25 protein-coding genes and 1 pseudogene are annotated in these 25,514 nt (G+C 70.3%); 13 read left to right on the forward strand and 13 right to left on the reverse strand.

All coding sequences use genetic code 11. The annotated features are described in order from the left end of the window. The 3 genes from ACZ67Q_RS36515 to ACZ67Q_RS36525 all read right to left on the reverse strand — a co-directional run. A partial coding sequence (locus ACZ67Q_RS36515) for a DUF7144 family membrane protein (protein ID WP_471190987.1) occupies positions 1–362 on the reverse strand: 362 nt, incomplete at its 3' end. Between the two features lie 27 nt (positions 363–389). Further along, complete coding sequence (locus tag ACZ67Q_RS36520; protein WP_471190989.1) at positions 390–863, reverse strand: SHOCT domain-containing protein; 474 nt, start codon at positions 861–863, stop codon at positions 390–392. 370 nt (positions 864–1,233) lie between these two features. After that, positions 1,234–1,935 (reverse strand): HdeD family acid-resistance protein, encoded by a 702-nt coding sequence (locus ACZ67Q_RS36525; protein WP_471190991.1) that lies wholly within the window; start codon positions 1,933–1,935, stop codon positions 1,234–1,236. A 193-nt stretch (positions 1,936–2,128) separates the two neighbouring features. On the opposite strand from ACZ67Q_RS36525, the gene ACZ67Q_RS36530 reads away from it, so the two are divergent. Continuing rightward, the gene (locus ACZ67Q_RS36530) at positions 2,129–2,752 is read left to right on the forward strand and encodes a potassium channel family protein (RefSeq protein ID WP_471190993.1); all 624 of its coding nucleotides are present in this window, start codon (positions 2,129–2,131) and stop codon (positions 2,750–2,752) included. Continuing rightward, complete coding sequence (locus ACZ67Q_RS36535; protein ID WP_471190994.1) at positions 2,749–4,158, forward strand: DUF2252 domain-containing protein; 1,410 nt, start codon at positions 2,749–2,751, stop codon at positions 4,156–4,158. The genes ACZ67Q_RS36530 and ACZ67Q_RS36535 overlap by 4 nt, the downstream gene beginning before the upstream one ends. A 57-nt stretch (positions 4,159–4,215) precedes the next feature. Here the strand turns inward: ACZ67Q_RS36535 and ACZ67Q_RS36540 are convergent, their stop codons facing one another. Beyond that, complete coding sequence (locus ACZ67Q_RS36540; protein ID WP_471190996.1) at positions 4,216–5,832, reverse strand: MFS transporter; 1,617 nt, start codon at positions 5,830–5,832, stop codon at positions 4,216–4,218. Positions 5,833–6,283: 451 nt separating this feature from the next. On the opposite strand from ACZ67Q_RS36540, the gene ACZ67Q_RS36545 reads away from it, so the two are divergent. Then, positions 6,284–7,588: a chloride channel protein gene (locus tag ACZ67Q_RS36545; RefSeq protein ID WP_471190999.1), complete on the forward strand. Its 1,305-nt coding sequence runs from the start codon at positions 6,284–6,286 to the stop codon at positions 7,586–7,588. 47 nt (positions 7,589–7,635) lie between these two features. On the opposite strand, the gene ACZ67Q_RS36550 is transcribed toward ACZ67Q_RS36545, so the two are convergent. Beyond that, positions 7,636–8,469, reverse strand: coding sequence for a YhjD/YihY/BrkB family envelope integrity protein (locus ACZ67Q_RS36550; RefSeq protein ID WP_471191002.1), 834 nt, complete (start codon positions 8,467–8,469; stop codon positions 7,636–7,638). Positions 8,470–8,853: 384 nt separating this feature from the next. Between ACZ67Q_RS36550 and ACZ67Q_RS36555 the strand changes: the two genes are divergently transcribed. Beyond that, positions 8,854–9,516, forward strand: coding sequence for a GAP family protein (locus tag ACZ67Q_RS36555; protein WP_471191205.1), 663 nt, complete (start codon positions 8,854–8,856; stop codon positions 9,514–9,516). Between the two features lie 35 nt (positions 9,517–9,551). On the opposite strand, the gene ACZ67Q_RS36560 is transcribed toward ACZ67Q_RS36555, so the two are convergent. After that, positions 9,552–10,994, reverse strand: coding sequence for a hypothetical protein (locus tag ACZ67Q_RS36560; RefSeq protein ID WP_471191005.1), 1,443 nt, complete (start codon positions 10,992–10,994; stop codon positions 9,552–9,554). Here ACZ67Q_RS36560 and ACZ67Q_RS36565 point away from each other — a divergent pair. The 6 genes and pseudogenes from ACZ67Q_RS36565 (at position 10,993) to ACZ67Q_RS36590 (ending at position 15,988) form a co-directional block, all read left to right on the forward strand. Beyond that, positions 10,993–11,436 (forward strand): DUF6325 family protein, encoded by a 444-nt coding sequence (locus tag ACZ67Q_RS36565; protein ID WP_471191008.1) that lies wholly within the window; start codon positions 10,993–10,995, stop codon positions 11,434–11,436. The genes ACZ67Q_RS36560 and ACZ67Q_RS36565 overlap by 2 nt on opposite strands. 203 nt (positions 11,437–11,639) lie before the next feature. Beyond that, positions 11,640–11,945: an SHOCT domain-containing protein gene (locus tag ACZ67Q_RS36570; RefSeq protein ID WP_471191011.1), complete on the forward strand. Its 306-nt coding sequence runs from the start codon at positions 11,640–11,642 to the stop codon at positions 11,943–11,945. 183 nt (positions 11,946–12,128) lie between these two features. Next, the gene (locus ACZ67Q_RS36575; protein WP_471191014.1) at positions 12,129–12,758 is read left to right on the forward strand and encodes a hypothetical protein; all 630 of its coding nucleotides are present in this window, start codon (positions 12,129–12,131) and stop codon (positions 12,756–12,758) included. A 307-nt stretch (positions 12,759–13,065) separates the two neighbouring features. Continuing rightward, a complete protein-coding gene (locus tag ACZ67Q_RS36580; RefSeq protein ID WP_471191017.1) occupies positions 13,066–13,461 on the forward strand; it encodes a hypothetical protein in 396 nt (131 codons plus the stop codon). A 382-nt stretch (positions 13,462–13,843) separates the two neighbouring features. Beyond that, positions 13,844–14,802, forward strand: a pseudogene (locus tag ACZ67Q_RS36585) (zinc-binding dehydrogenase). A 337-nt stretch (positions 14,803–15,139) separates the two neighbouring features. Beyond that, complete coding sequence (locus tag ACZ67Q_RS36590) at positions 15,140–15,988, forward strand: patatin-like phospholipase family protein (RefSeq protein ID WP_471191019.1); 849 nt, start codon at positions 15,140–15,142, stop codon at positions 15,986–15,988. Between the two features lie 647 nt (positions 15,989–16,635). Here the strand turns inward: ACZ67Q_RS36590 and ACZ67Q_RS36595 are convergent. Further along, positions 16,636–16,830, reverse strand: a complete 195-nt coding sequence (locus ACZ67Q_RS36595; RefSeq protein WP_471191022.1) for a hypothetical protein — start codon at positions 16,828–16,830, stop codon at positions 16,636–16,638. Positions 16,831–17,438: 608 nt separating this feature from the next. On the opposite strand from ACZ67Q_RS36595, the gene ACZ67Q_RS36600 reads away from it, so the two are divergent. Continuing rightward, positions 17,439–17,846, forward strand: a complete 408-nt coding sequence (locus tag ACZ67Q_RS36600; protein ID WP_471191025.1) for a DUF3224 domain-containing protein — start codon at positions 17,439–17,441, stop codon at positions 17,844–17,846. Positions 17,847–18,186: 340 nt separating this feature from the next. Here the strand turns inward: ACZ67Q_RS36600 and ACZ67Q_RS36605 are convergent, their stop codons facing one another. Continuing rightward, positions 18,187–18,438, reverse strand: a complete 252-nt coding sequence (locus ACZ67Q_RS36605; RefSeq protein WP_471191027.1) for a hypothetical protein — start codon at positions 18,436–18,438, stop codon at positions 18,187–18,189. A gap of 736 nt (positions 18,439–19,174) precedes the next feature. Between ACZ67Q_RS36605 and ACZ67Q_RS36610 the strand changes: the two genes are divergently transcribed. Continuing rightward, the gene (locus tag ACZ67Q_RS36610) at positions 19,175–20,041 is read left to right on the forward strand and encodes a COG4705 family protein (protein WP_471191030.1); all 867 of its coding nucleotides are present in this window, start codon (positions 19,175–19,177) and stop codon (positions 20,039–20,041) included. A 126-nt stretch (positions 20,042–20,167) separates the two neighbouring features. Here ACZ67Q_RS36610 and ACZ67Q_RS36615 read toward each other — a convergent pair whose 3' ends face one another. The 3 genes from ACZ67Q_RS36615 to ACZ67Q_RS36625 are packed head-to-tail and all read right to left on the reverse strand — an operon-like array spanning position 20,168 to position 22,856. Continuing rightward, complete coding sequence (locus ACZ67Q_RS36615) at positions 20,168–21,199, reverse strand: NAD(P)/FAD-dependent oxidoreductase (protein WP_471191033.1); 1,032 nt, start codon at positions 21,197–21,199, stop codon at positions 20,168–20,170. Then, positions 21,196–21,711 carry an isoprenylcysteine carboxyl methyltransferase family protein gene (locus tag ACZ67Q_RS36620; protein ID WP_471191208.1) on the reverse strand — a complete coding sequence of 172 codons (516 nt, stop codon included), beginning with the start codon at positions 21,709–21,711 and terminating at the stop codon, positions 21,196–21,198. The genes ACZ67Q_RS36615 and ACZ67Q_RS36620 overlap by 4 nt, the downstream gene beginning before the upstream one ends. 8 nt (positions 21,712–21,719) lie before the next feature. Then, positions 21,720–22,856, reverse strand: coding sequence for a type III polyketide synthase (locus ACZ67Q_RS36625; RefSeq protein ID WP_471191036.1), 1,137 nt, complete (start codon positions 22,854–22,856; stop codon positions 21,720–21,722). 135 nt (positions 22,857–22,991) lie between these two features. Here ACZ67Q_RS36625 and ACZ67Q_RS36630 point away from each other — a divergent pair, with 135 nt between their 5' ends. Continuing rightward, positions 22,992–23,762: a UbiA family prenyltransferase gene (locus ACZ67Q_RS36630; protein ID WP_471191039.1), complete on the forward strand. Its 771-nt coding sequence runs from the start codon at positions 22,992–22,994 to the stop codon at positions 23,760–23,762. Positions 23,763–23,796: 34 nt separating this feature from the next. On the opposite strand, the gene ACZ67Q_RS36635 is transcribed toward ACZ67Q_RS36630, so the two are convergent. Together ACZ67Q_RS36635 and ACZ67Q_RS36640 are read right to left on the reverse strand one after the other, a co-directional pair. Further along, entirely contained in the window at positions 23,797–24,315 is a 519-nt protein-coding gene (locus ACZ67Q_RS36635; RefSeq protein ID WP_471191211.1) for a DUF6529 family protein, read from the reverse strand. Between the two features lie 98 nt (positions 24,316–24,413). After that, a complete protein-coding gene (locus tag ACZ67Q_RS36640) occupies positions 24,414–24,773 on the reverse strand; it encodes a COG4315 family predicted lipoprotein (protein ID WP_471191042.1) in 360 nt (119 codons plus the stop codon). Between the last annotated feature and the right edge of the window lie 741 nt (positions 24,774–25,514).

The following is a 25,514-nucleotide window of genomic DNA, read 5'->3' on the forward strand; positions in this document are numbered from 1 at the left end:
GTGATCATGATGACGGACCACACCGGGTAGTAGGGCAGGGAGAGGAAGTTGGCGATGATGACGAGTCCGGCGATGGCCACGCCGAGGACCCTCGCCCACGTCGCCGCCTGGAACAGCCCGATGCTGATGATCACGGCGACGACGCCGAGGGCGAGGTGGATCCAGCCCCAGCCGGTGAGGTCGAACTGGAAGACGTAGTTGCGCGTGTTGAGGAACACGTCGTCCTCGGCGATCGCCATGATGCCGCGGAAGATGTCCAGGATCCCCACGAGGGTGAGCATGACGCCGGCGAACGTCATCAGGCCGGCTGCCCATGCGAACTTCGTCGAGTGCCCCGCCCGGGGCGCGTGGGTGGCGGTCATCTGTCTGCCTCGTTTCCTTGTGCTCGCTCAGCGGGGTGCGGATGCGCTCGAGGTGCCGGAGCCGGACGGGGTGCCGGAACCGGCCGGTGCAGCGGTCTGGCTGAGGACAAGATCCTTGGCGCGGCGGAATTCCTCGTCGGTGATGTCTCCGCGGGAGCGCATGTCGGACAGCTTGGCGAGTTCGTCCGCGCTCGTGGGTCGGCTGGCGTCGCCCGCTGTCTTCTTGATGTACGCGTCGACCTCCGCCTGCTGGGCTCGGGCGTGGGCGATCTCGCGGTGGCCCATGCTCTTGCCGCGGGCGATGACGTAGACGAAGACGCCGAGGAAGGGCAGCACGATGACGAAGATCATCCAGCCGGTCTTGCCCCAGCCGCTCAGCTCGTCGTCGCGGAAGATGTCGCCGATGATCCGGAAGAGCAGCACGAACCACATGATCCACAGGAAGAACCACAGCATGGTCCAGAACATGCTCAGGAGCGGGTAGTCGTAGGCGAGTTCCATGGGGTGCTCATCTCTCTTCTCGCTTCCGGGCGGGCGCCCCGCCGCCGTCCCCGGCTGATCTCAGCGTGCACACGCCCACACCCACCCGACCTCACCCGAGATGGGTGAGGCCCTGGTGACTCAGGGGGCCGCCCGGCCGGACGCCGACCGGGCGCGCCGTGTTCCGCCGGCGCTTTCCTCGGCGACACCGTCAGCGCGTCGACGCCGACGTGGGACGCGGCCCGGTGGTCAGCCGACCGGTCACGATCGCCGGTGGGCGTGCTCCCCGGCGCTCAGCCCCCCGGGCGCGGTCCCCGCTGCAGGGTCCTGGAGGTGCAGGGGACGTGCAGGGGACGTCCTCGAAGCCACGGCGCTCCTCGGGTGTCGGTACTCACACCGCCGACGGGCCGGACGCGGGCCTGGAGCGCTCCCTGCGCAGAGCGGCCCGCAGAGCCAGGGACAGACCGAGCTCGGCGACACCGAGCAGCACCAGCCACAGGCCGAGCAGCCGTGTCAGGGCCACGGCGGACTCGGAGGGCAGGGCGAGCACCACGACACCCGCCACGGCGGCGAGGGCGGCGACACCGAGGACGAAGCCGCGGTGCGGCAGGCCCTTTGCCGCGAGGGCCGCCCAGGCGGTCAGCAGACCGGTGACGAGCCAGACGGCGCCGGTGATCAGTGAGAGCGCGGCGATCGTCTGCAGCGGATGCCGCAGGCACAGCACTCCGGCCAGGACGTACAGCACCGCGACCAGGAGGCCGGTGTGCCGGTCGCCGTGCTCGCGGGCGAAGGCGGCGACGAACCGGAAGCCACCCGTCACGAGCAGATACAGCCCGATGAGCACAGCCAGGACGTGCAGGGTCTCGTGCGGCCAGACCAGGATCAGGATGCCGGGCACCAACGTGGTCACCGCCGAACCCAGCAGCCAGGCCCAGGAGCCGCCGAGCTCGGACAGCTGCCGTTCGGGGTCGTAGCCCCGGGCGGGACCCGCCGCGTCGGTCGGTCCCGCGGCATTCCCGTCCGGGGCCTGCGGCGTCCCGTCGGTCAGAGGTTCGGATCCGGAGCGCGGCGCCGGACCACGCGACACGGTCATGGCTCCTCCTCGCGTGACGCGGCCCGCTGCCGGACCGCCGACGGGACGGTGTGTGCGATGCCCGCACCTCCACAGCGTCGCGCGCAAGGACGCCCATCGGGTCACCCCCGGTGGGTGATCCGCACCGGGCGTCGAGACGGTGGGCTGGGCTCAGGACCCGGCCACCGTTCGCGGAGGGACCAAGTGCCACGCCATGAGTGATCCAGTCGCCCACAGGACCGAGGCATCCGCCCCCGGGCGGGCGCGCCCACCCCGCTCGCGGGCGCGCCCGGGCCGGTTCGCGACGTTCGTCGCCCTCCTGCGTCCCGTCCTCATCGCGGCCGTCCTCCTCACCGCCTTCTACCTGCTGCCCCTGGACCACGGCGGCACGGTCCTCACGACCGTCGTCCTCGTGTGCGGTCTGGTCGCCGTGGCCGGCGTCTTCGCGTGGGAGGTGCGGATCATCGTCCGCTCGCCCTACCCCCGGCTGAAGGCCGTGGAGGCGCTCGCCACCACCATCGCGCTGTATCTCGTCCTCTTCTCCTGCGCCTACTACCTGATGGAACGGCACACGCCGGGCTCCTTCAGCGAGCCGCTGACGCGCACGGACGCCCTGTACTTCACGCTCACCACATTCACCACGGTCGGGTACGGCGACATCACCGCCCGCTCACAGGCGGGCCGCGTGGTGACGATGCTGCAGATGGCGGGCGGACTGATGCTCTTCGGTGTCGCCGCGCGGATCCTCGCTGAAGCCGTCCAGACGGGACTGCGGCGCAAGGGCGAGCAGGCGACGGACCGCGACCGGAGCGGGGGAGAAACGGAAGGACCGTCATGACGACACCGATCACCGCGCACCCCGCGGCGTCGTCGGCCGAACGGGCGGCGTACGGCCGAGACGCCCGCAAGCGTGCCCCGCGCTCCTGCCACGGCTGGTTCGAGGCGGACGGCGAGCGACCCGATCCGGTCGGGGTACTGGAGCGCCAGTCGGCCACCCGCCTGCCCGAGTTGGTGCCGATCCGCTACGCCCGCATGCTCGAATCCCCCTTCCGGTTCTACCGGGGGGCCGCCGCCCTCATGGCCATGGATCTCGGGCAGTTGCCGAACACGGGCCTGACGGTGCAGCTGTGCGGAGACGCCCATCTGCTGAACTTCCGGCTGCTGGCGTCGCCCGAGCGTCATCTGGTCTTCGACATCAACGACTTCGACGAGACCCTGGCCGGTCCGTTCGAGTGGGACGTCAAACGGCTCGCGGCCTCCTTCGCGATCGCCGGCCGGCACAACGGGTTCTCAACCGCCGACCAGGACAGCGCCGTACTCGAGTGTGTCCGGGCCTACCGCACGCGTATGCGGGAGTTCGCCCCGATGCCCACCCTGGACGTCTGGTACGCGCAGGACGACGCCGACCGGATGCGTGCCCTGATGGCCTCGTCGATGAGCAAGGCGGCCAGGCGCCGCACCGCCGAGGCGACGGCGAAAGCCCGCACACGCACCCATCTCGAGGCTTTCGCCAAGCTCACCCGGGTGACGGCCGAGGGGCGGCGGATCGCGCCCGACCCTCCGCTCGTGACTCCTCTGCGGGACCTGCTGAACGACCCGTCCGACGACCGGCAGGAGAAGGAGCTGCGGGGCGTGGTGGAGGGATACGCGCGGACGCTGTCGTCGGAGCGCCGGTTCCTGCTGCGCCGCTACCGGCTGGTGGACATGGCCCGCAAGGTGGTGGGCGTCGGCAGCGTCGGCACCCGCTGCTGGATCCTGCTCCTGCTCGGCAACGGGGACGACGACCCGCTGCTGCTGCAGGCCAAGGAGGCCAACGAGTCGGTACTGGCCCCCTACAACGGCGCCGCCCGTTTCGACAACCAGGGCCGTCGCGTGGTCACCGGACAGCGCCTGATCCAGACGACCAGCGACATCTTCCTGGGCTGGACCCACGCGGTGGGTCTCGACGGTATCGGCCGGGACTTCTACGTCCGCCAGCTGCGGGACTGGAAGGGTATCGCCCAGCCGGACACCATGGACCCGGACCTGCTCCGCCTGTTCGCCCACCTGTGCGGGGCAGGTCTGGCCCGGGCCCACGCCCGCTCCGGCGACCCCGTCGCGATCGCCGCCTACCTGGGTGGCGGCGACCGCTTCGACCGGGCCCTCGCCGTCTTTGCTCAGGCCTACGCCGACCAGAACGAGCGGGACGCGCGCGCACTGGCCGCGGCGGTCGCCTCGGGCCGGGTCCGCGCCGCCGCCCTGTGACGGGGAACCCCGGCACGACGTGGTTCGGCTCAGTGGGGACAGCGTCTCCGGCCGCACTCAGTGCACCGAGCCGACCGTGCCGGCCTCTTTGCGCTCGGGCCTGGGGGCCCGGTCCGCCGGCAGATGCGCGGTGACCAGGAAACTGATGAGAGTGATGCCGCCGGTGGCCAGGATGGCCGCCTTGAGGCCGTCGAGCTGGGCCGTGGCGTACGAATTCGTCACGGCATCGACCTCGGAGGGCGGAAGTCCGGCCCGTTGGGCCGCCGTGTGCACTTGGCTCGTGGGGACGAACGAGATGCCGGCCTCGAGCGCCACACTCGTCTGTTGGCGGGCCTCCTGCGACAGGGCGGGGTTGTTCTCCACCTCCGTGGTGAAGGCGTGGGCCAGGGCGCCGATGAGCAGCGATCCGATGAGCGCGGTGCCCAGTGCCGAGCCGAGATTCTGGGCCGTGAACTGAAGACCGCCCACCTCGCTGCGCTCCCGTTCGCCGACGCTGGACTGCACGACGTTGCCCAGTTGGGAGGCGAGCAACCCCATGCCCAGTCCCAGGACCGCCATGGCGCCGGCGAACTGGGCGTCATCGATCGCCGGGTCGATGGTGGCCAGCAGCCACACGATCGCCCCCAGCAGTGTCACCAGGGCACAACGGACGACCCGCCGCGGCCCTGCCAAGCGACCCAGGCGGGAACCGGCGAACGAGGCCACGAGCATGGTCGCGGAGACCGGGAGCAGGCGCAGCCCCGTCTCGAAGGCGTCGAACCCCTGGACCACCTGGAGATACAGCGGGATGGTGAAGAACAGACCCAACAGGATGAGGTTCTGGCTCAGCAGAGCCATGAGTCCCGCCCTGAGCGGAGGCCGGCCCAGCAGGCCCAGGTGCACCAAGGGCTCTGCACCCGCGCCCTCCTGCCGGTGCTGCCATCGCACGAAGAGTGCGAGGAGGCCCGCCCCGGCGGCGATGACGAACAGCGTGGGAGCGAATCCGAAGACGGTGAACGGCGGATTGCGCGGCTGCACCCAGCCCCAGGAACTGCTCTGCAGGACACCCAGCACGCCCAGGGCGAGGCCGGCCGCCGACAGGACGGCGCCGACGCCGTCCAGTTGGGGGCGCGGACCGCTGCGCGGGGATTCCCTGATCACCCGCTGGCAGGCCAGAACGGCGAGCACGATCACCACCTCGCCGGCGAAGACCAGACGCCACGTCAGATAGGTGGTCACCCAGCCTCCCAGCAGCGGGCCGACGGCGATGCCCGCGCCCGCTAGGCCGCCGATGACGCCGTAGGCGACGGCCCGGTCGCGCCCGTGATAGGCCTCGGCGACCAGGGCCGCCATGGAGGGCAGGACCATCGCGGCACCCAGTCCCTCGATCACCGACCAGCCCAGCGCCAGCACCCACAGGGTCGGGGCCGCGGCGGTCAGGGCGGAGCCGGTGCCGTAGACGGCCATACCGAGCAGGAACAGACGCCGGCGTCCCAGCATGTCCCCGAGGCGCCCTCCGATGACCATGAACGCCGCCATGACGAGGGCGTAGAGCGTGATGACCGCCTGGATGGCGGTGACCTCCGTGTCGAAGTCCTCGACCAACTGGCTGATGGAGACGTTCATGACGGAGGTGTCCAGGACCATCAGGAACTGGGCCGTGCCGAGAATGATCAGAGGTTGCCAGCGTGCCATCCTGCACCACCCACGGAGTCGGCCCGGGCCGAGGTGCAGGCGCCCGGGGTGCGGTCGCTGAGGCCGCGGTTGCCATCACACCCGAAACGACCGCCCCGCACCTCACCCGCCTGGGGGGAGGGCACACGGCCGGCTCCCACGCGATCAGACAGGCTCGTCCGTCGTGCCTGTCGCACGGCGTTGTGCCGTCGCTTTCACCGCCGGTCACCGTCCTGCTGACCAGGCGGTCACGCGGGGCTGAGCCGCCTCGCCAGGCGCGAGATGACGAGCATGGTGATCCGCTCCATGTATGTTCATCCCGATATGTGGCCATGGCGCATCAGGAGTGCACACCGACGCGGCCATGTGCGTGGGAGCGGACTCAGGAGGACCCATCGCCGGAACGACGTCGGAGAGCGGCTCCGGGACCGTCTCGGGAAGTCAGCCTCCGGAAGCCGACCTGCTGCGGACCATGCTCGGCCGACCCGAGTACCGCAGGGCGCTGATGTTCTGCGGACTGATCGGTGTGCCGGTGGCGCTGGCCGCGTTCTGGTTCCTCGTGGCGGTGCACCAGCTGGAACAGCTGATCTGGACGGACTGGCCCAAGGACCTGGGCTGGCGGCAGGCTCCCTGGTGGTGGGGCCTCCCCATGCTGACGGTGGCCGGGCTCGTGGTCGCCCTGGTGGTCGCACGCCTTCCCGGCCGGGGCGGCCACATTCCGGCGGGTGGGCTGCATGCGGGCGGGATCACGAAAGAGGCGCTGCCGGGCGTCGTGATCGCCGCGCTGGTCGGTCTGCCGCTCGGTGCCGTCCTGGGCCCCGAGGCTCCGCTGATCGCCCTGGGCGGCGGGCTGGCGTTGTACTTCGCGAGCCTCGCCCGGGCGCCGCAGACCGAAGCGAGCACGGCTCTGCTCGGTGCCGCGGGGGCGGCGGCGGCCATCTCCGCTCTCTTCGGCAACCCCGTGGTGGGCGCCGTCCTCCTGATGGAAGTGGCCGGGGTGGGCGGGCCGCAACTGTTCGCGGTGATGCTGCCGGCACTGTTGGCCAGCGGCGTAGGAGACCTGATCTTCACCGGGTTCGTCCACTGGACCGGTTTCGAGACGGGGAGCTTGAACATCGGTCTGCCCAAGCCACCTCCCCTCGACTGGGCGGACGTGCTCTGGGTGCTGGTGCTCGCGCCCGTGATCGCCTTTGTGGTCCACTGGATCTTCGTCGGCGGGCGGTTCGCGGCGCGTTTCGTGGCGAGCCGCATCGTACGGAACACCATGCTGTGCGCGCTGGGCGCGGCGGGCTGTGTCACGCTCTACGCGCTCGCCACCGGCCGTTCGCCGGCCGAGGCCGCTCTGTCGGGGGAGTCCGCGCTGTCCGCCCTGGCACATGATCCGCACGCCTGGCCGGTAGGCGCCCTCGTCGCGGTCCTGGTCTTCAAGGGCCTCGCCTACACGCTGTGTCTGGGCAGTCTGCGCGGTGGCCCGGTGTTCCCGGCGCTGTTCCTGGGAGGTGCCGCCGGCGTCCTGCTGGCACCGCTGCCGGGTCTCGGGCTGGTGCCGGCCATGGCGATCGGGATGGCGGCCTCCGTGACCGCGGCCCTTCGGCTGCCCGTCAGCGGTGTCGTCCTGGTCGTGCTGTTGCTCGGCAACGTGGAGACAGTGGCGCTGGTGGTGCTTTCCGCGGTCGGGTCCTTCGTGCTCAGCCAGCGGCTGCCGCAGGGTCCCCGCATTCCGGCATTCGGCGAACGGGAAGCCCACCAGGCGAGTGGCCTTCCTGGTGCCGCTTGACCGGTCCGGGCTGCCGTCCTCCGCCCTGGCCATCCGAAGGAAGAGCACTACTGCGGCGGTGGAGCGTCGGGCGCGGGTCCGTTCGGCCGAGAGCCGCCGGAGGGCGGGGGAGAGGGCAGTACGGGCGGGCCCAGGCGACGGACGGCCCAGGGTTCACCTGCGACGACCGCACCGGCGGTGATGCACAGGGTTGCCACGACGCAGAGCGAGATCAGCCAGGACAACGAGGTGAAAACCGCACCGAGGGAGCCGTACTTCTCCAGGCTGTGGTTGAGAGCCCGGGGCATGTACAGCGAGGCGGTGGAGGTGATGACGGTCAGGGCCGTCCCGGTCAGGAGCGCCCCGGGCAGGAGCGGCAGCCATGGCACGCGCGCGGTCAGCAGCAAGTGCTGCGACCACCACCAGATGCCGACCTCGGCGAGCAGAAGCAGCGGCACACCGAGCCACAGGCCGAGGCCGAAACCGTCCCGGAGGCTGCCTTGTACTGCGAACATGAGCAGCCACGTCGCGAGCCAGGCGATCCAGCGCCAGGCGGCGACCCGGGCGCGCGCCCGGGGCAGGCCCCAGGCGCGCTCGCACAGCCGTTGCACGGCCCGGCTGCATGCGGTGGCAGAGATCAACACCATCAGACCGCCGACGACTCCGGTGGTCTGCCGCAGCTCGTCCGAGGGGTTGCCGGTGGGCTGGAAGACCTTCTCCAGTTCGGTTTTCGCGCTTCCGGACACTCCGAAGGCGTCCTGCACCGAGCTGACGAACTGATCACGCAGCGACTGCGGGGCGAAGGCGGCCACCACGAACACCAGGGGTACGGCGGTGAGGAACGTCTGGGCGGCCAGCCGTGTCGCCGAGTCCAGCAGGTTCACCGCGATCAGGTGCGACATCACACGGGTGATCACCGGGAACCGGGCCTCGATCCGGGACCGCGCTCCTCTCAACCGGGATTGCAACGAGGCTCCCCGCTCCCGCCACGATCTGCGGGGTGACCGGGCGTCCGGGCGGCCTTCGCCGGCCCCTGCCCCTGGCTGCATGCTGCCGGCGTGCCGCCACTGCGGCCGCCCGGCTCGCGGCACGAGCACAGCAGGGGGCCGAAGGAGTGATCAGGTCCGGAAACGGACGAGCGGCGCCGTGATGCTGAGGAACGGCATGAGTCGGCGGCGCGAACGGCCCCGCCGCCCCGCATGTGTGAGGTGCCGTGCCGGGTGAGACTGGGTTCATGAACGAGAGCCGCTCCGCGGCCGGGTGGGCACGATCGGGCGGGGGCCGTGATGGTCCTTGACCTGGTGCTCATCGGACTTGCGATCGCTGTGTTCCCCTTGTCGGTGACAGCGTTCGTCCTCGTGCTGTCGGCCCGGGGCGGGACATGGAAGGGGCTGGCCTTCATCCTCGCCTGGCTCGCCTGTTTCGTCGCCGTCCTGATCGCGGTGCTGCTCACCACGGGCGGCAAACCTCCGCCTCCCAAGTCTCCGCCGTCCACCGCCACGTCCGCGGTCAAGCTCGCGATCGGCGTGGGGCTGGTCGCATACGGTTGGTACCGGCATCGGCGTCGGCACGGTGAGCGGGCCGGCCATGGCGGGAAGCCCTCCGGCGGACCGATGGCGCGGCTCGACCGGCTCTCCGTGTGGACGGCCGCCGGACTGGGTCCACTCCTCCAGCCGTGGGGGCTCGTGGCGGCCGGCGCGGCGACGGTGGTGAGCGCGGACATGTCCCAGGCCTCCTCCTACCTGACCTTGTTCGCGTACTGCGCCCTGGCCACGAGCAGTCTTCTCGCGATGGAGGTCTACATGGTGTTCGCCCCCGATTCGGCTCGTGTACGCCTCGGGAAACTGCGCACCTGGCTCGAGACGCACCAGGAGCCGGCGCTCGTGGCCGTGGCGCTGGTGGCCGGGGTGTTCCTGGTGGGGAGAAGCATCGACCAGCTGACGTCCTGAGACCTGCGTGACGTCCTGGAAGCCAGACGAGACCGTCACACCCCACCGGGTGCTTCGGCTGTCCCGGCGTCGTCGAGGAATTCGCGGAGGGCGAAGCCGACCAGAACGATCACCGCGATCCAGACCACAACCGCGATGGTCGGATAGCTCCAGGTGAACAGGACGATGGCGGCCACCGCGAGGATCGCCACCCCGATCCACCGCTTGAAGCGGTGCACGAACCGGCCCACCGGCCCCAGCCGCAGACCCGACGAAAGGGCCACACTCCGACCCGCACCGATGCCCTTGCTGAAGAAGTGACGGGTGAACACGGCTCCGCGAGAGGGGCCGACGAAGAAGGCACCCAGGCCCGTGACCACGGCCAGTGCCCCGACCGCCCGCACACTGGAGCGCAGGAACCGCACCAGAGCGTCGTAGACGGTGCCCGCGGCGTTCTCGTTGGCGCCGGGCGGCAGGTGGTCCAGATATACGGCGCGGAAGACAGTGAGGCCCACGCCGAGCACCACCATCGCGAGGAAGAACCCGATCGCGGCCCCGATCAGCGCTCGCCGGCGATGCGACGCCAGAAACACGCCTGCGGCAGCGATCAGTACGGCGATGACCGGCAGCCAGTTGCCGATGATCTGCAGTACGCGCAGATACGACTTGACCTTGCCGACGTCCTTGCCCTGCACGACCACGAAGTCCGTGTGGACCGCGGGGATCTTCGACGCGACCCCGAGCCCCGAGGCGACCAGTCGATCCTTGACCTGGGCGACGATGGGCCCGACATCGATCGCGACCGCATTGTCCTTCAGCTGCACGACACTGTCGCTGTTGCCGGTCAGCGCCTTGTTCACGGCGGAGTGAGCCCGGCGGTTGGCATTCGTCCAGGCCGTCTCGAAGGCGGAACTGGAGACCACGCGCTCAACGGTACGGCTCACCAGGTCCTTCAGTCCGTTGGTGATCGGGCCGTCCAGGTTGCCGATGAGGTCGGCGACCCGCGGCGGGACACCCTTCTGCGACGCCGCATCGCTCAGCTGCTTGACGAGTCCGTCGACGTCGATCCGCTGCAGCACGGCGCTGGTGACCCGGTTGGTCACCGCCTGCTGGACGTCGGGATCGGACGCGAGCGGCGCCATGGTGGCCACATAGCGATCGGTGTCCCGGATGATGCTGTTCGCCCAGACCGCGACCACCGCGAGGAGGGCCAGCAGGGACGCCAGAATGATCAGCAGGGCCGAGCCGAGCGCCCGCAACCGATGCTTCGACTCATGCCGGGTGTTCTCCAATTCGTTCACGCGGCGCCGCAGTTCTATCAGCTCGTCGTCGCGCCCGGGCCCCGGAGGAGCGTCGCTGCCTGTCATGGCTCCGAGGAGACCCCGGCGGAACCTGGCACGCGAGCCGGGGAAGCCCAGCGGAGTGACACGGCGTGCGCCTGTACATCGCCAGTGCTGCAATGTAACCAGAGGGCTCACACGCACAGAGGTGACCACCATGAGCGAGCAACTGGACGAAATGGGACCCATCGACTACATCGTGGTGGAGTTTCCGAACGATCACAGGACGGGGGAGGGCTTCCCGCTGCTGCTCGATCTGGTGGACAGGGGCATCATCCGCATCCTGGACCTGCTGTTCGTCAAGAAGGAGCAGGACGGCTCGGTGACCGCCCTGGAGATCTCGGACATCACTGGTGGCGAACCCCACGACCTCGCCGTCTTCGAAGGCGCCCGCTCCGGCCTGCTGGGCCAGGACGACGTGGAGGAGGCCGCCTCGGCGATCGAGCCGGGCAGCGCAGCCGGCCTGCTGATCTACGAAAACCTCTGGGCGGCGCCGTTCGCCACCGCACTGCGCCGCGGCGGCGCGCAGCTGGTCGCCTCGGGACGCCTGCCCGTGCAGGCCATTCTGGCCTCCCTCGAAGCGGCGGAGGCTGCGTCGTGAGGTGACGCGCAGGCACGGGACACAGGCGCACCTCGCCGACCCCGCGCCGCGGGCCCCGCGTCCCGGTCCCGTCGTGCCGCCGATGCGCGGGTCACATGAACAGGCCGCCGACACGTCGGGCGCTTCCATCGAGATGCCCTCCGAACAGGGCAATGGTCCAATGGAGACTGAGTCTTCCATCGACAGGGTGAGAGGCGATCACCATGCCGGAACTTCTTCGCGGGATTGCCCGTACCGCCGTGGTCGCGGGCACGGCGACCGCGGTGTCAAACCGGGTGTCCCGTCGCCAGCAGGGACGCTGGGCCGCCCAGGCAGCCCAGCAGTCCGCTTATCAGGAGCCCCAGGGTTATCAGCAGGCTTACTCGGCGCCTCCGCCCGAACCGGCGGCGCCCGCAGCCGACGACATGAGCAGCAAGATCGACCAACTCAAGCAACTCGGTGAGCTCAAGGCACAAGGCATCCTGACGGAGGCCGAGTTCGAGGAACAGAAGCGAAGGCTGCTGGCCTGACACCCGTCCTGTCACGTCGTGGCCCGGCCAGACGCTCGGCGACACACATGTGCGTCCTGGTAACTGACGACTGAGGTTCAGCGGGGACGAGCTTGTGCGCCTCGGTGTCCAGCAGCTGTTTTTGGCCTGCGCGGCCGTAACCCGGGCCCGCAGCCTGATCCGACCAGGTAACGCGCGAGCAACATGTTCCACGGCCTCGATGCAGGGTTCTCCGCAGGTTCCACCCATGCGGTCGCCCTGTGTCCGTTGCCCCAGGATGCGGACGTCGGAAACTGCGCCTTCACTCGGAAGCGACGTATCGACAGTGAGCAGAAGGGTCACGACGTGACGGGACGCGGACGACGCAGTGCAACGGTGGCCGGGGTGGTGGCGCTGCTCGCGGTAGGGGCGATGGGATGCTCGGAAGGCGGCGGTGACAACGCGTCGGACGTGGCCGGCCAGGCGGCTTCCGCCGCCGCGTCGGTGGGCTCCCGGGCGGCCGAGGCCCTGGAGTCGGCGACCGCCGAGGCCCGTCGCGAGCTCGACGCAGTCAAGGACGGCGCCGACGCCACCGACGACGTGACACTCGGCAAGCCGAGTATCGACAGCAGCAGGCGCGGCATCGTCCCCGTGACCGCCAAGAACATCACCGACTCCGAGAAGTCCTTTGTCATCCAGGTCAACTTCCGCGACGGCGCAGGCAATTTGCTGGACGTGGTCGTCATGACGCTCTCCGACATCGCGGCCGGCACGTCCGGCACCGGCACGGCCCGCAGCACACGTGAACTCTCCGGTACCGTGAAGGCCGAGATCGGCACCGCCGTACGCTACTGACGGCGCTGAGGCCGCCGGGCAACCAGACCACTCGATTCGCCCGTGCCGTCGCCCCCGCGCAGGCTGCTTGGAGCACCGGTCCCCCAACTCGCACACCTCACCCGCCGAGGTGATCCGCGCACCGCTTCCAGCGCACTTGCATCGGGCCGCAACGACAGCCCGGCCGGTCGACCGATTGGCCGACGGCGCGTCGGCCTTGCGCCCCCTCGTGCTCCTGGCCGAACCGATGCCCCCTTGCCCGATCGACGCCGATTCGCCACAGTTCGGAATCAGGCGATCACTCAACGCGAACGATCGAGGAGGGTTCATGACCTACAACCGCAGCGCTGCGCCCCGGCCCCCGTTGCCCGCCTCGCGCCGACTCACCATGGTCGGCGCCGCTGTGACTGCCGTCGGCGCGCTGCTGCTGGCGACCGCAACACCGGCAAGCGCCGAGGTGAAGTCCACCTGCGGCAGCTACATCTGCGTTGCCACCGCCTTCCAGGGGCGCGACTACGTCCAGGACATCACCGTCACGACCAAAGACGGCCTGCCGGGGACGCTGCGCGCCTTCGTCGGCGACTACCGGGGGAGCAAGGCGAACGTCTCGCGCTGGCGGTTCGTCGTCAACCGGGAGATCAGGGCCTATCCGAGGCTGGCCGTCTGCGGCGGCCTGGACCGCGGCGGCCGGGTCATCGAGAACCACTGCGTGATGATCCCTTGATGCCTGACGGGCGCGCCCGGGGCCACGCCCAGCGGGGTTCCCCGGTGCTGATGGCGGCGGCCGCAGAGAGAGCCGGCCCCGGGCGGCAAGGCGCCACCCTTGCGCGAACTGCGCCGCGCCGGCGCGACGGCAGGTGGTCTGAGACGCATGTATGCGTCACATCGCTGTAGGCCCCGCAGCGCTTGCAGGCGGGGGAGTGACGGATTCATGGAGCGTGGGGGGAGGCGTGAGCTGCAGTTGCGGTGCCGGCGGCAGCGGCGTCGGCGCTCGCGTCCCCGGTGCGGCGAAGGCTTCGATCATGGGACTCGCCGCTACGCCCCGGCCGGGGGCTCGACGCCCGTGGCCGGCTGCGGTCCGTCCCTTCACCGACCGAGGAGCAGAGATGAAAGCCGTCGTGATCAGGACGTTCGGAGACCCGATGGTCTGCAGGTCGTCGATGTGCCCGTGCCCGTTCCCGCGCCGGGGCAGGTGCTGATCGCCACGGAGGCGATCGGGGTGGGCGGCGTGGACGCCGTGATCCGCCGCGGAACGCTTGCCGCCTACGGCTTCCGGGAGGGCCATCTCCTCGGCAGCGAGGTCGCGGGAACGGTCACCGCGGTGGGAGAGGGCGTGGACGCCTCGTGGATCGGACGGCGGGTGTGGGCGTTCACCGGCCTGTCCGGCGGGTATGCCGAGCAGGCCGTTGCCACGGTCGAGGACGTCCTTGCGCTGCCCGACGGCTTGACCGGCGCCGACGCGGTGACCCTCGGTGGGTCCGGCGTGGTCGCCCGCTTCGCCCTGGACCGGGCCCGGTTCACGCCCGGCGAGACGGTGCTCGTGCGCGGTGCGGCGGGCAGCATCGGGATCACGGCGGTCCAGCTCGCAGCGAGGGACGGCGCGAGCGCGGTGGCGGTCACCACCTCGTCGGCGGAGCGCGGCGCCCGCCTGCGGGGCCTGGGCGCAACCATGTCCTTGACCGTTCCGGCGAAAACGGCACGGACGCGCCGGCGGGCTTCGATGTCGTGATCGACGTGGCGGGGGAACCCAGCTCCCCCTTTTCCTGGACAAGTTGAACTCCAACGGGCGGTACGTGGCTGTCGGTGTGGTCGCTGGACAACCGCCGGCGGACTTCGGCATGCGGCTGATGGACGCCTTCCGCAGATCGCTGTCGTTCGCCACGTTCAGCTCGGACACCGTGCCCAGCCCCGACCGGCAGGCCGTGCGATCGTCCCAGTTCGCCGATGCAGCGCGCGGGCACCTGCGCACGGTCGTCCACGAAGTGTTGCCGCTGGACAGGCGTTGCTGGCCCACCGAGAGATGGACACGGGGAAGGTGTTCGGCCGGGTTGTGCTCGCGCCCTGATGCGATGCTGGCTGCGGGTCCATGAAACGGTCCTTGCGCCCGGTGCACTGCCCGCCGCCTGGTGTTCCAGCCGCGGTGCGACGGTTCTCCAGACACTTGAAGCTGTCTCACCCGAGTGACATCGCGGCATCTCCCAGCACACCTCCGGCCGACACCGGAAGACTGCTGGCTCGGCGCGGCATTCGCATGTTCTTCGAAGTCCCCGCCGACCTGCTGGCCACCCCGAGCGCTACACGGACCAGGATCGGAAGGCCGTCCCAAAGCGCTCTGTCCTCTCGTGCGATAACGCCGTGCAAGTATCTAGCACAGGTGTTTCAACAACGGGCGGAGAGTCATGATGACCGACGGCATGCACGACCTCGACCGGGCACTGGTCCTGGGGCCCGGCGGGCGACTTGGCACCGCATGGACGGCCGGCCTGACAGCAGGCCTACGCGGCTTCGGGGTCGAGCTGGGTGATGCCGACCTCATCGTGGGCACCTCGGCCGGGGCGATCGTCGGCGCAGTCCTCGCCACCGGTCAGGACCCCGCCCGCCTCGCCACCGTCCCCGTCCGGCACTCCGCCGACGCCTCGTCCAGGCCGCGCCACCCCGACCCGGCAGTGATGGGCGCGGTGTTCGCCGTCCTCGGTGACCCGGGCGTGGACCCTGCCGATGCCCGTCGCCGGGTGGGCCGCATCGCTCTGGGAACTGTCGACGCGGAAGCGGAGAACCAGTTGATCGCCCAGCGCGCAGCCCTGATCGCCGCCGACGACTGGCCGCGACGCCCGCTGCTGATCCCGGCCGTTGACGCCGAGAGCGGCGAACCCATCGTGTGGGACGCCGCCGCGGGCGTCCCACTGGTTCACGCGGTCGCCGCGTCCAGCGCTTTCCCCGGTATCGAGCCCCCTGTCGCCATCAAGGGCCGCCGCTACCTGGACGGCGCCTTGCGAGCCGGCACCAACACCGACCTGGCGGGTGATGCCCGCACTGTGGTGGTGGTCGACCCGCTCGCCCACCGCCACCCACACCCCACGACTGACGGCGCCCACATCCTGGCCCCCGATCCGGCCGCGGTGCGCCTCCTGGACGCCGAGCACAGCGACCACGAAGCGTGGAAGGCGGCCTACCAGGCGGGCACGGCCCAAGCCGGCGCGGCAGCTGAGGGGCTACGCGCGCACTGGCAGCCTGCCTCGGCCCGCGGCTGAACAGTTCCGAACCGCTCTTCGCTTCAGCGAGAGCGGCCGCAGCCCCAAGAGCGCCGTCGAGGCCGAACGCACGTAAACCGGCGCCGGGCCTGATCGTCGAATCCACCGCCGATCAGTCTCACGAGACGCATCTCGGGCCGAGGAACCCGTGAAGGCGGCCTGACACCTGCCGTCCCATGCCGGGCAGCATCACCTACTCACCAGGGCGGCCCACAAGTAGCGGTTGGAAGAAGCCGGTCTCCCGCGGCATCCGCCATGCGGGGTCGACGACCCCGGCCTCCGCTGCAAGGTCGGCGAGCCGGTCCGGGGCCGTCTGCCCCAGTCGGTGGTCCGACGGACCTGGACGCGTCATCCTCCGTCCGCTGGAAGGAGTTGGACGGGAGGCGGCGCATGTTGGCGACGGCCGTGCGCAGGCTCAGGCTCCGGCGGGCGGTCTCGCGGCAGCGCGGGCGGTGGCGCGGGGGCTGATGTCGGTCCCGGTGACGCTGTGCTCGTGTGTCGTAGACCTCGCCGCATCCGCGGCCGCCGTTGCGGTACTCCTCGTTCTTTCGGCAGCCCCGCCCAGGCTGCCCCCGCTCGAGAGAGAGGAGGTCGGGCGCCCTGACGTCCAGGGATTTGCGAGCCCCGACGCTCTCGCTCGCAGTCGCTCACCAGGGGACTCGTCCCAACCTCCGGTGCCACCACCACCGCTCCGTCTCCGCGTCGCTCCCCGGCTCGGTGTGCGCGCGGAAGATCCGGTCCAGCTCGTTCATCGCCGACTGCAGTCCGCCGACGCGCGTGCCGGGGAGCTTCGAGGCAAGGCGGTCCAGGCTGTCCCGGGCCTCGAGATCACGCCGGAACAACTCCTCCCGGTACCGACCGGACGAGCCCCAGACCGACCAAGCGCCGGACGAGTCGCTCCCACACCTGCAGGTAGTAGAGCAGAGCACTCCCGCTGAAGCCCCTCGCCAAGTGAGGTGCTCGGGGTGGCGAGCCGGACAGCGTGGCCTCATCCCTGAGTGCACGTGCCGGACTGCGGATCGGCCGATGCAGCACGCGGACACCGCCCGAGTCCCCGCCTTTGAACGCGCCACTTCGGTGGACACCCAGAACTCCTGGGCCTGGAATGTTCGTCATCGCCGGTGTCGGCCAGCGACTGATCTAGGGGCCCTCCGCGGCAGCCGTTGTCGCCGGATTGCTGCTCGTGGGGTTCCGGGTGGGCGTCGTTCTCCGCTCTCGGTGGCCTGGGTCAACCGGCCACGCCGGTGGGTCCCCACCTACCTGCGCACGGGGGAGAGAGGGCGAAGCGTGGACGCAGTGGCACGCCCGTAAGGTGCTATGAGGGCTGGCCGCAGCCCCGAGTCGAGTGCGGCCCAGCGCCTGAGCCTGTTCTTCAAGGTGTCTGCCTCGCGACGTCCGCGTTGTCGATGATCCAACCGCGTTTGTCAGACCGTCTCGGTACGGTCGGTGCATGAGAGCTACGGCAACTTTCACCGTCAAGGCGTTCGTCCCGACTGAGCTGAAGCCCGAGCCTGCCGTGTCCACCGGGCTGCCGGTAGGGGTCGCGACCATGGAGAAACACTTCGAGGGAGAGGTCGTGGGACGCTCGGCGACCCTGTTCACTGCCGCGTTCGACCAGTCGACTGGCGTCGGCACCTACGTGGCCATGGAGTCGTTCGAAGGCTCGCTGCAGGGACGGCAGGGGTCCTTCAATTTCGTGCACTCGGCGACAACATCCGGCAGCGACCGTACAGCGGAGTTCTTCACCATCGTGCCTTCAAGCGGCACCGGCGAGCTGGCCGGGATCTCCGGGGCCGGAGGGTTGGCCGTTGACGCTGACGGCACGCATCGCATCTGGTTCGACTACCAAGTCGGCTGAACGGCGAGGTCTTGTCGGCCTCGAACTATGACTCGATCATGATCGCCCGAACGAGGATTGCGGACCGCGTCGGCTACGGCCATGCATGCCTTCCTTCCCTGACCCGACGCGGGCCCGGACGACTGCCCGACCCGTAGCGAGGTCCTGCCGGAGAAGGCGGTCCACGTGTCCGAGCATTCCGGGCGCTGTGTGCCGGCCGAGGGCACCTGGTACAGCCAGTGGGGTCGGTCGGCGGCGATCATGTGGGCCCGGACGGTCGGTAGCAAGTGCGGAACGTGAGGATCCTGCGCTGCCGGTGCGCGCAGTCGTCAGCCGGCCCCTCAGGTCTTCCCCTCGCCGGTCAGGGCTGGATGTTCTCCAGGTCTTCCAGGAGGCTGGGGTGCTTCGGCTCCCAGCCCAGAACCGCCGCGTCGAGCGCGTGCACGGCCGACCAGCGCTGTGCGCTGTCGCCCGGGTAACCGGACACACCGGTCCGCCGTGCGACGTCAGTCAGTTGGCCGGCGAACCCGCCCTTGCCCTGGTTGTGCACGGTGCGCGGCAGGCGTACGGTCGCGCTCCGCACCGCGCGCGAAGACAGTCCCAGGACGGCCATGATCGCGCGACCGCGACACCCGACGGACCCCGTCGGCCGGCACCGGGTCGGCATCGACGGATACGCGGCCGGACACGGAGGGCGTACCCGAGACAGTGACGAAGGGACGGTCGCTGCCGATGTGTTTCTCGCCGATGGCCGCGAGGGCGGCACTCTCCTCCGCGATCCCCTTTGCGAGGGCGTCGGGGCTGCTGAAGTCGTCGGCGAACGCCAGGTGGATCATCCCGTCGGTCCGGGCGACGCCGGCGAGGGTGTCCAGGTCGGCGAGAGCTCCTCGGAGCGGCTCGGCACCGGCCGCTTCGGTGGCCCGCGCGGATGTGTCGGAGCAGGGCGCGGTGCTCACACGGATGCCCACGCCGTTCGTGCTCTTCAAGCCGTCTGGAGGGGCTCCGGCTGGCAGAAGTCGGGGCCCTTTTGCCTGCGCGCGCTGAGCGGTTCGGTGGTGGAAGCCGATCGATTCGTACGTGAGTACTGGGTCACGTACCCAGTCGTAGCGGCGACAGGGCGCCCGGGTGCAGTCCGCGCGTCGCGGCCTGCCGCGTCGCGCTGACGGTCGGTGTGACGCAAGGAGGTTCCCGAGCCGGAGCAGGCAGTTCGACACGCGGCCCGACCTGCCGAACAGCCCGCGTTCAGGATGCGTTCGAACTCTCTGTGACACGGTCGAGGACTCAGCTGCCGCGGGCTGCCGACTCATCTGACAGGGCGCTCGCATTCGACCGGACAGGAGACGTTCCAGTTGGAGAATTCGGAGGTCCTCACCGACCTCGACGTGGCGGGCACGTCGAGTACGACCAAGTCGGTGATGAAGAAGCTGCCCGAAGTCACGCTGGCGTTCTGGGTCATGAAGATCGCCGCGACGACCCTGGGCGAGACGGCGGGCGACCTCTTCGCGCAGACCCTGAAGCTGGGCTACTTCCTCACCACGATCTCACTGTTCGTGATCTTCGTGGTGACGCTGGTGGTGCAGCTGCGATCCAGCCGCTACAACCCGTTCTTCTACTGGGCCGTGATCTTGTCGACGAGCATGGCAGGCACCACGATGTCCGACTTCATGAACCGCGACGCCAGCTCCGAGTACCTCTCGGGCGGCGTCGCGAAGCTGGGCTGGGGCCCGCAGGGCCTCGGCCTCGGATATCCCACCGGAGCGGCCCTTCTCATCTCGATCCTCCTGGCGATCTTCCTCGCCTGGAAGCTGAGCGGGACGACGTTCCAGATCCGCGACATCGTCACCTTCAAGGGCGAGGCCCTCTTCTGGTCGGCGATCCTCGTGTCCAACACTCTCGGCACTTCCATGGGCGACTTCCTCTCCGACAGTTCCGGCCTCGGCTACGCCGGCGGCGCGCTGCTCGTGACGGGGATGCTCGCCGTGCTCGTAGCGCTGATGCAGGTGCCCGCGGTGCCGAACGTGCTGTTGTTCTGGATCGCGTTCGTCCTCACCCGTCCGCTGGGTGCCACCGCCGGCGACTTGCTCACCAAGCCGACTGCCAAGGGCGGCCTTGATCTCGGCACCGCGGGATCGTCCGCCGTCCTGCTCGCCGCCCTCTTCGGCTTGATGGCCTACGCCCATGTGCAGGAGCGTCGCTCCACCGGCCGGCCGGCTTAAGAGGTCGCTCGCGGAGGCGGGCCCGGCTGGGAGCGTCCGGATCGCAGGTCGCCAGCACCCTCATAGGCCGGGCGGGCGATGCGCGGCCCAGCACGGTGACACCGCCGTCCGGCCTCTTGCGTCCGGTCAGGCCAGCGCGTTCACCGCTGCTGCGAAGAGGCGGGGCAGGCGTGCGGCGGTGGGCATGATGCGTGAAGCCAGTGCCGGTTGCTGGCGTGCCCGCACCAGGAGGTCGGTCAGGAGCCGGTGCTGGCGGGTCGCGCGGCACCAGTCGGTCTCGTACCGGCTGGGTGTGCCGCGGCGCAGGTTGGCGACCAGGGCTTCGGCACCGGTGAGGGCGAGAGAGATGCCCTCACCGGTCAGCGCGTCGGTGTATCCAGCGGCGTCGCCGACGAGCAGTACCCGTCCGTGGGTGCGGGTGCGGGCCCGCTGGCGCAGCGGTCCCGCGCCGCGTACTGCGGTGACGGCCCTCTCGGAGGGGAGGCGGGCCGCCAGTTCGGGGAAGCTCTCGAGTTGGGTGCTGAAGGGCGCTCGCCGGGTCGTCAGCAGGGCGACGCCGACGAGTGCGGGGCCGAGCGGAGTCACGTACGCCTCTGCGTAGGGTCCCCAGTGCACTTCGACGTAGGAGGACCAGGGAGGCACCGCGTAGTGGCGGCGCAGGCCGTATCTGGCTGCGGCGCTGGTCTTCACCTCCAGGCCGAGCGAACGGCGCAACGGTGAGTGGAGTCCGTCGGCGGCGACCAGCCACCGTGCGCGCAGGCCCGTACCGGGTACGGTCACGCTCGTCGTGTCCTGTCGTACTTCCCTCACCTGCAGGGGCAGTACGGATACACCTGCGTCCACGACGGCTTGGTGCAGGGCACTGTGCAGGTTGGTGCGGCGCACGCCGCGGCCGGGGCCATGCCGAAACGCGGCCTGCACCTGGCGGTGGCCCTGGATGTAGCGGATGCCGGTGATCGGGTGGCCGGGGACCTCCAGGCCGAGCGCGCCGAGGGCTCGGACGGCGCCGGGCATCAGGCCCTCGCCGCACGCCTTGTCGACCGGTGTCCGACGTGGCTCAGCCACAAGGGTGTCGAGACCGGCGCGCACGGCGTGCAGTGCGGTCGCGAGACCGGCTGGACCGCCTCCGACGATCAGCAGGTCGTGGCCGCCGCTCACGCGGGCACCGCCGAGGCGAGGGCGGTGTTCTCGCAGCGGATACGGACGGCGAGCAGCAGTGCATTGGCCGCGGTGAACGCGGCGGCGGTCAGCCAGGCGCAGTGGACCAGTGGCAGGGCGGCGATCTCCACGACGACAGCCAGGTAGTTGGGGTGACGTAGGAACCGGTAGGGCCCGGCTCCGACCAGGCGTGCTCCGGGAACGACGATGACCCGTGTGTTCCAGTACGGCCCCAGAGTGCTGATGCACCACCAGCGCAGCGCCTGCGCCATGATCACGAGCGCCAGCATGGGCCACCCGAGAGCGGGCAGGAACGGCCGGTGGGCGAGCGCACATTCGGCAAGGCAGCAGGCGAGCAGACCCGTGTGCAGCACGACCATGACCGGGTAATGACCGCGGCCGTGCTCCACACCGGCGCGAGAAAGGGTCCAGATGGCGTTGCGCCGAGCGACGACGAGTTCGGCGATGCGCTCGGCCGTGACGGCCAGGACGAGAAACGTGTACCAGGGCATGAGATCACTCACCAGCGCAGCAGGACGACTTCGGAACAAAACCCCGGCCCCATCGCCAGGAGCAGCCCCCACGTGCCGGGCTCCGGTCGATTCGACTCCCAGGTCTTTTGGAGGATGTGAAGCACTGAGGCGGAGGACATGTTCCCCACCGTTGCGAGCGAGTGCCAGGCGGTGTTCAGCGCGTCACAGGGCAGGTCGAGGGTGTCGGCCATGGTGGAGAGCACCTTGGGGCCTCCTGGGTGGCATACCCAGCTTCCGATGTCGTCCGTGGTGAGGCCGTGGTCGGCCAGGAAGGCACGCAGGTGCCGGCCGAAGTGGCCCCGGACGATGTCGGGAACACCGGCGTCGATCACGACGCGGAAGCCGGTGGGGCCGATGTCCCACCCCAGGAGCTGTTCGGTGTCCGGATACAGGTGGCTGCGTGTGGCGACCACGAAGGGTCCGGCCCCGTCCGGCCCGGCGCTGCCCGAGCCGCGCGCCACGAGCGCTGCCGCGCCATCACCGAACAGGGCGCCGGCGACGAGGTTGGCGCGGGAGTCGTCGTGCCGCTGAAGGGTCAGTGAGCACAGTTCGATGCTGAGGAGTACAGCGGTGTCGGCGGGGTGCCCTCGCAGGTAGTCGTGCAGCCGGGCGAGTCCTGCCGCGCCCGCCACGCACCCCAGGCCGAACACCGGGAGTCGTTTGACGTCGGGCCGCAGCCCCAGGCGACCGGCCAGCCGGGCGTCGAGCGAGGGAGCGGCGATGCCGGTGATGGAGGTGCACACCAGCAGATCCACGTCGGCCGGTTCGAGCCCGGCCTCCTGCAGTGCGCCGACGAGGGCTTCCTCGCCCAGTTCAAGTCCGGCGGCCATCCACGCGTCGTTGCTCTGCCCGAAGTCGCCGAGGTCGGGGTACCGCTCGATCGGCAGGGCGAGATGGCGTGTGCGCACACCGGCGGATGCGTGGAGGCGGCGCAGCAAGGCGCGATCGGCCCCGGCGGGCAGGCACAGGTCACCGATGGCCTCAGTGAGGTCGTCCTGGGCGTACCGATACGGCGGGAGCGCGGTGCGGATCGCTGTGACCGCGGTCGCCGGGCCGAGCGGAGGTGTTCGGGACGGCGCGGTGGGCAGCGGAAGGGCGTCGTCGACAATCGCAGTGACACGCATGCCGGTAATGCCTCCTGTTGCCGGTTTCTCCCGTAACTTCCCTGTGTGTCTCTACACGCACCCCATGCCCTTACGTCCACGACACGCCGGATCCCGGCGTTGCTGCGCTCCTGCCACCTGGAGCCGGCGGTCGCGGTGACGGTGTTCGTGACCGCGCTCGCCGTGGCAGCGGACCGCGGGGCGGCGGGCTCTGTAGCGGTGGCCGCGGCCGTGCTGGCCGGCCAGCTCTCGGTCGGCTGGTGCAACGACGCGGTCGACGCCCAGCGCGACACGGTCTGCAAACGCCGCGACAAGCCGGTGGCCACCGGTGAACTCCCGCCTCGGGCGGCGGCTGTCGCGGCCGGGACTGCTCTGGGGCTGTGCGTACCGCTGTCGCTGCTGAGCGGCGCCGCCGCCGCAGTGGCGCATCTGGGCATGGTGGCTTTCGGCTGGGCCTACAACCTGGTGTTCAAGCACACGGTGCTCTCGCCGCTGCCCTACGCCGTGGCCTTCGGATCGCTGCCGGCCTTCGTCACCCTTGGTATGCCGTCGCGGTCGTGGCCTGCCTGGTGGGCGGTGACGGCCGGGGCGCTGCTGGGTGTGGGGGCGCACCTGGTCAACGCGCTTCCGGACATCGAGGACGATCTCGGGACCGGTGTCCGCGGGCTGCCACAGCGGCTGGGCCGTGGAACCTGCCGGTGGCTGGCCCCGTTCGTGATGCTGACAGCCATGGGTGTGCTTGTCGCAGGCCCGCCCGGAGCGGTGGGCGGGTTGAGCGGGGTACTGGCGGCGTTGGCCGGGGCCGTCGCGGTCGCGGGGACGGCGGTGCCGTCGGACATCCGGAGCCGGTGGCCGTTTCGGGCGGCGATCATCGTGGCGGGCATCGCCGTGGCGCAACTGTTGCTGCGGGGCTCGGACGTGGCCTGAACCCTCGGCAGCGTCGTTGCCGCTCTGGCGGTGGCTACAGGCCGGGAGCGCTGAATCCGTTGAGGGCCCACAGCGCGGCCGAGTACCACAGCAGTCCGATGAGGCCGAACAGGAGGCTTCCGGCGGCGGGGAGCGTCCAGCCGGGCAGGCGGCGGCTGCGCACCACGAGGACCTTGGCGACGAAGGCCCCGTACAGCGCGCAGCCGGCTGCCGAGTGGAGGAAGACCCGGGTGTTCGTCGTTTCCACGCCATAGGTACGGACGCAGTGGTAGGCGATCGGTACCGACAGCAGGAAGGCGGCCCATCCCAGGATGCGGTGCGAGGTGCGGACGTGGCGGGGCGCCGCTGCGAGGCCGGGGAGCCGGCCGTACATCCACAGGGCCAGCAGAAGTTGGACGAGCGCGAGGGCGAAGAGGGCGCTGCCGAGGCGGGCCTTGAGGGTGACCGCTGCGGCGCCGTGCGCGCCGAACAGACCCGTCGTGTACTGCGGGCTGTGGTGCCTGCCGGTCACCCAGACAGCCACCGCCACACACACCGGCACGGCAACGCCCAGCGCGACGGCGGCAGCCCGGGCGGGAGAGTGCCGCCGGGGGGCTCGACGATCGGTTCCGGCTGCCACGTCGGCTGACCCATCGTGCGGTCGTCGCCGGGTCAGCTCAGGTCCACCTTGTTGCCACTGACGCCCAGTACGTACCACTCGGCACCGAACTGGTCGAGCGCCTGGCCGTTCGTGTCGCCCGGCTTGGAGTCTCCCGCGTAGCTGTACAGCGGGTGCCCGTGGTAGGTGACCTGCGTCTTGCCGTCGGACCGCTTCGACGTTCCCAGCAGGCTGGACTTCGCCGAGCCGCCGACCGAGGGCGCCCCGGAGGTCAGCAGCGGCGGCCAAGCCGCTGCGCACGGCCCTGTGCAGGTCGAGGTTGTCGATTTGTCCGCCTCGAACAGGTACAGGGTACGGCCCTTCCCGTCGACCAGAATCGTGCCGAGCTTGCCGGCCGAGGCGGTCTTCACCATGGCCTGCGCACCGGTCGGCGCACTGCTCGCCGCTCCGTACGGGCCTGCGCTCCGACCCGGCGCGCTGCTCGTGGCCGTACTCGACGGTGTCGCCGATGACGAGGAACCGCCGTCACTACTGGAACAGCCACTCGCGACAGCGATCGTCACCAGCGCGGCCGTCCACACTGCGGCCAGGCGGATACGCCTCATCACCACTCCACCACTGGTCGGTAAGGGGCCCGACGTACGTGGGGCCGATGAACGCATATTCCCCACGATCCTCGGCGCTTTGTGCCCCACAACGCCGAGTTTCACTGAGATGGGCCGGTGCGCGGCAGCAGAGCGCGCATCAGCCTCTGGACCCGCAGCCCTCCCTCCCACGCGTGACGACGAACCACTCGCCGTGCCCCATGGAGGGCTACGGTGTCGCGTGTCGCCCGGCGCCTCGCGTGGTCTCCCAGCCAGCCGATTGCCCGTACGAGCTACTCACACCGCTGCGGCGCGCTGACCTCCCGCGCCGGCACCCATGGATGCCGCAGATCGTGGGCCTGCGCCAGGCCGTGCAGCTGCGGGGGCGGCCCGAGGACCTGGAACTCGCCTGAACCAACCAGACCTCGATGCGGCATCCAGGCAGCGAAGAAACTTGCACGGAGGGGCCTTCGGCGGGACCGTGGAAAGGTGTTCCGTCGGCGGGTGTGGCCGCATGCCAGGGCCGCGTTTGCCAAGACGCGCGGAAGGCTGAGGGCAACGCAAACGGTG

The sequence above is a fragment of the Streptomyces sp. NPDC036813 genome, assembly GCF_055609245.1.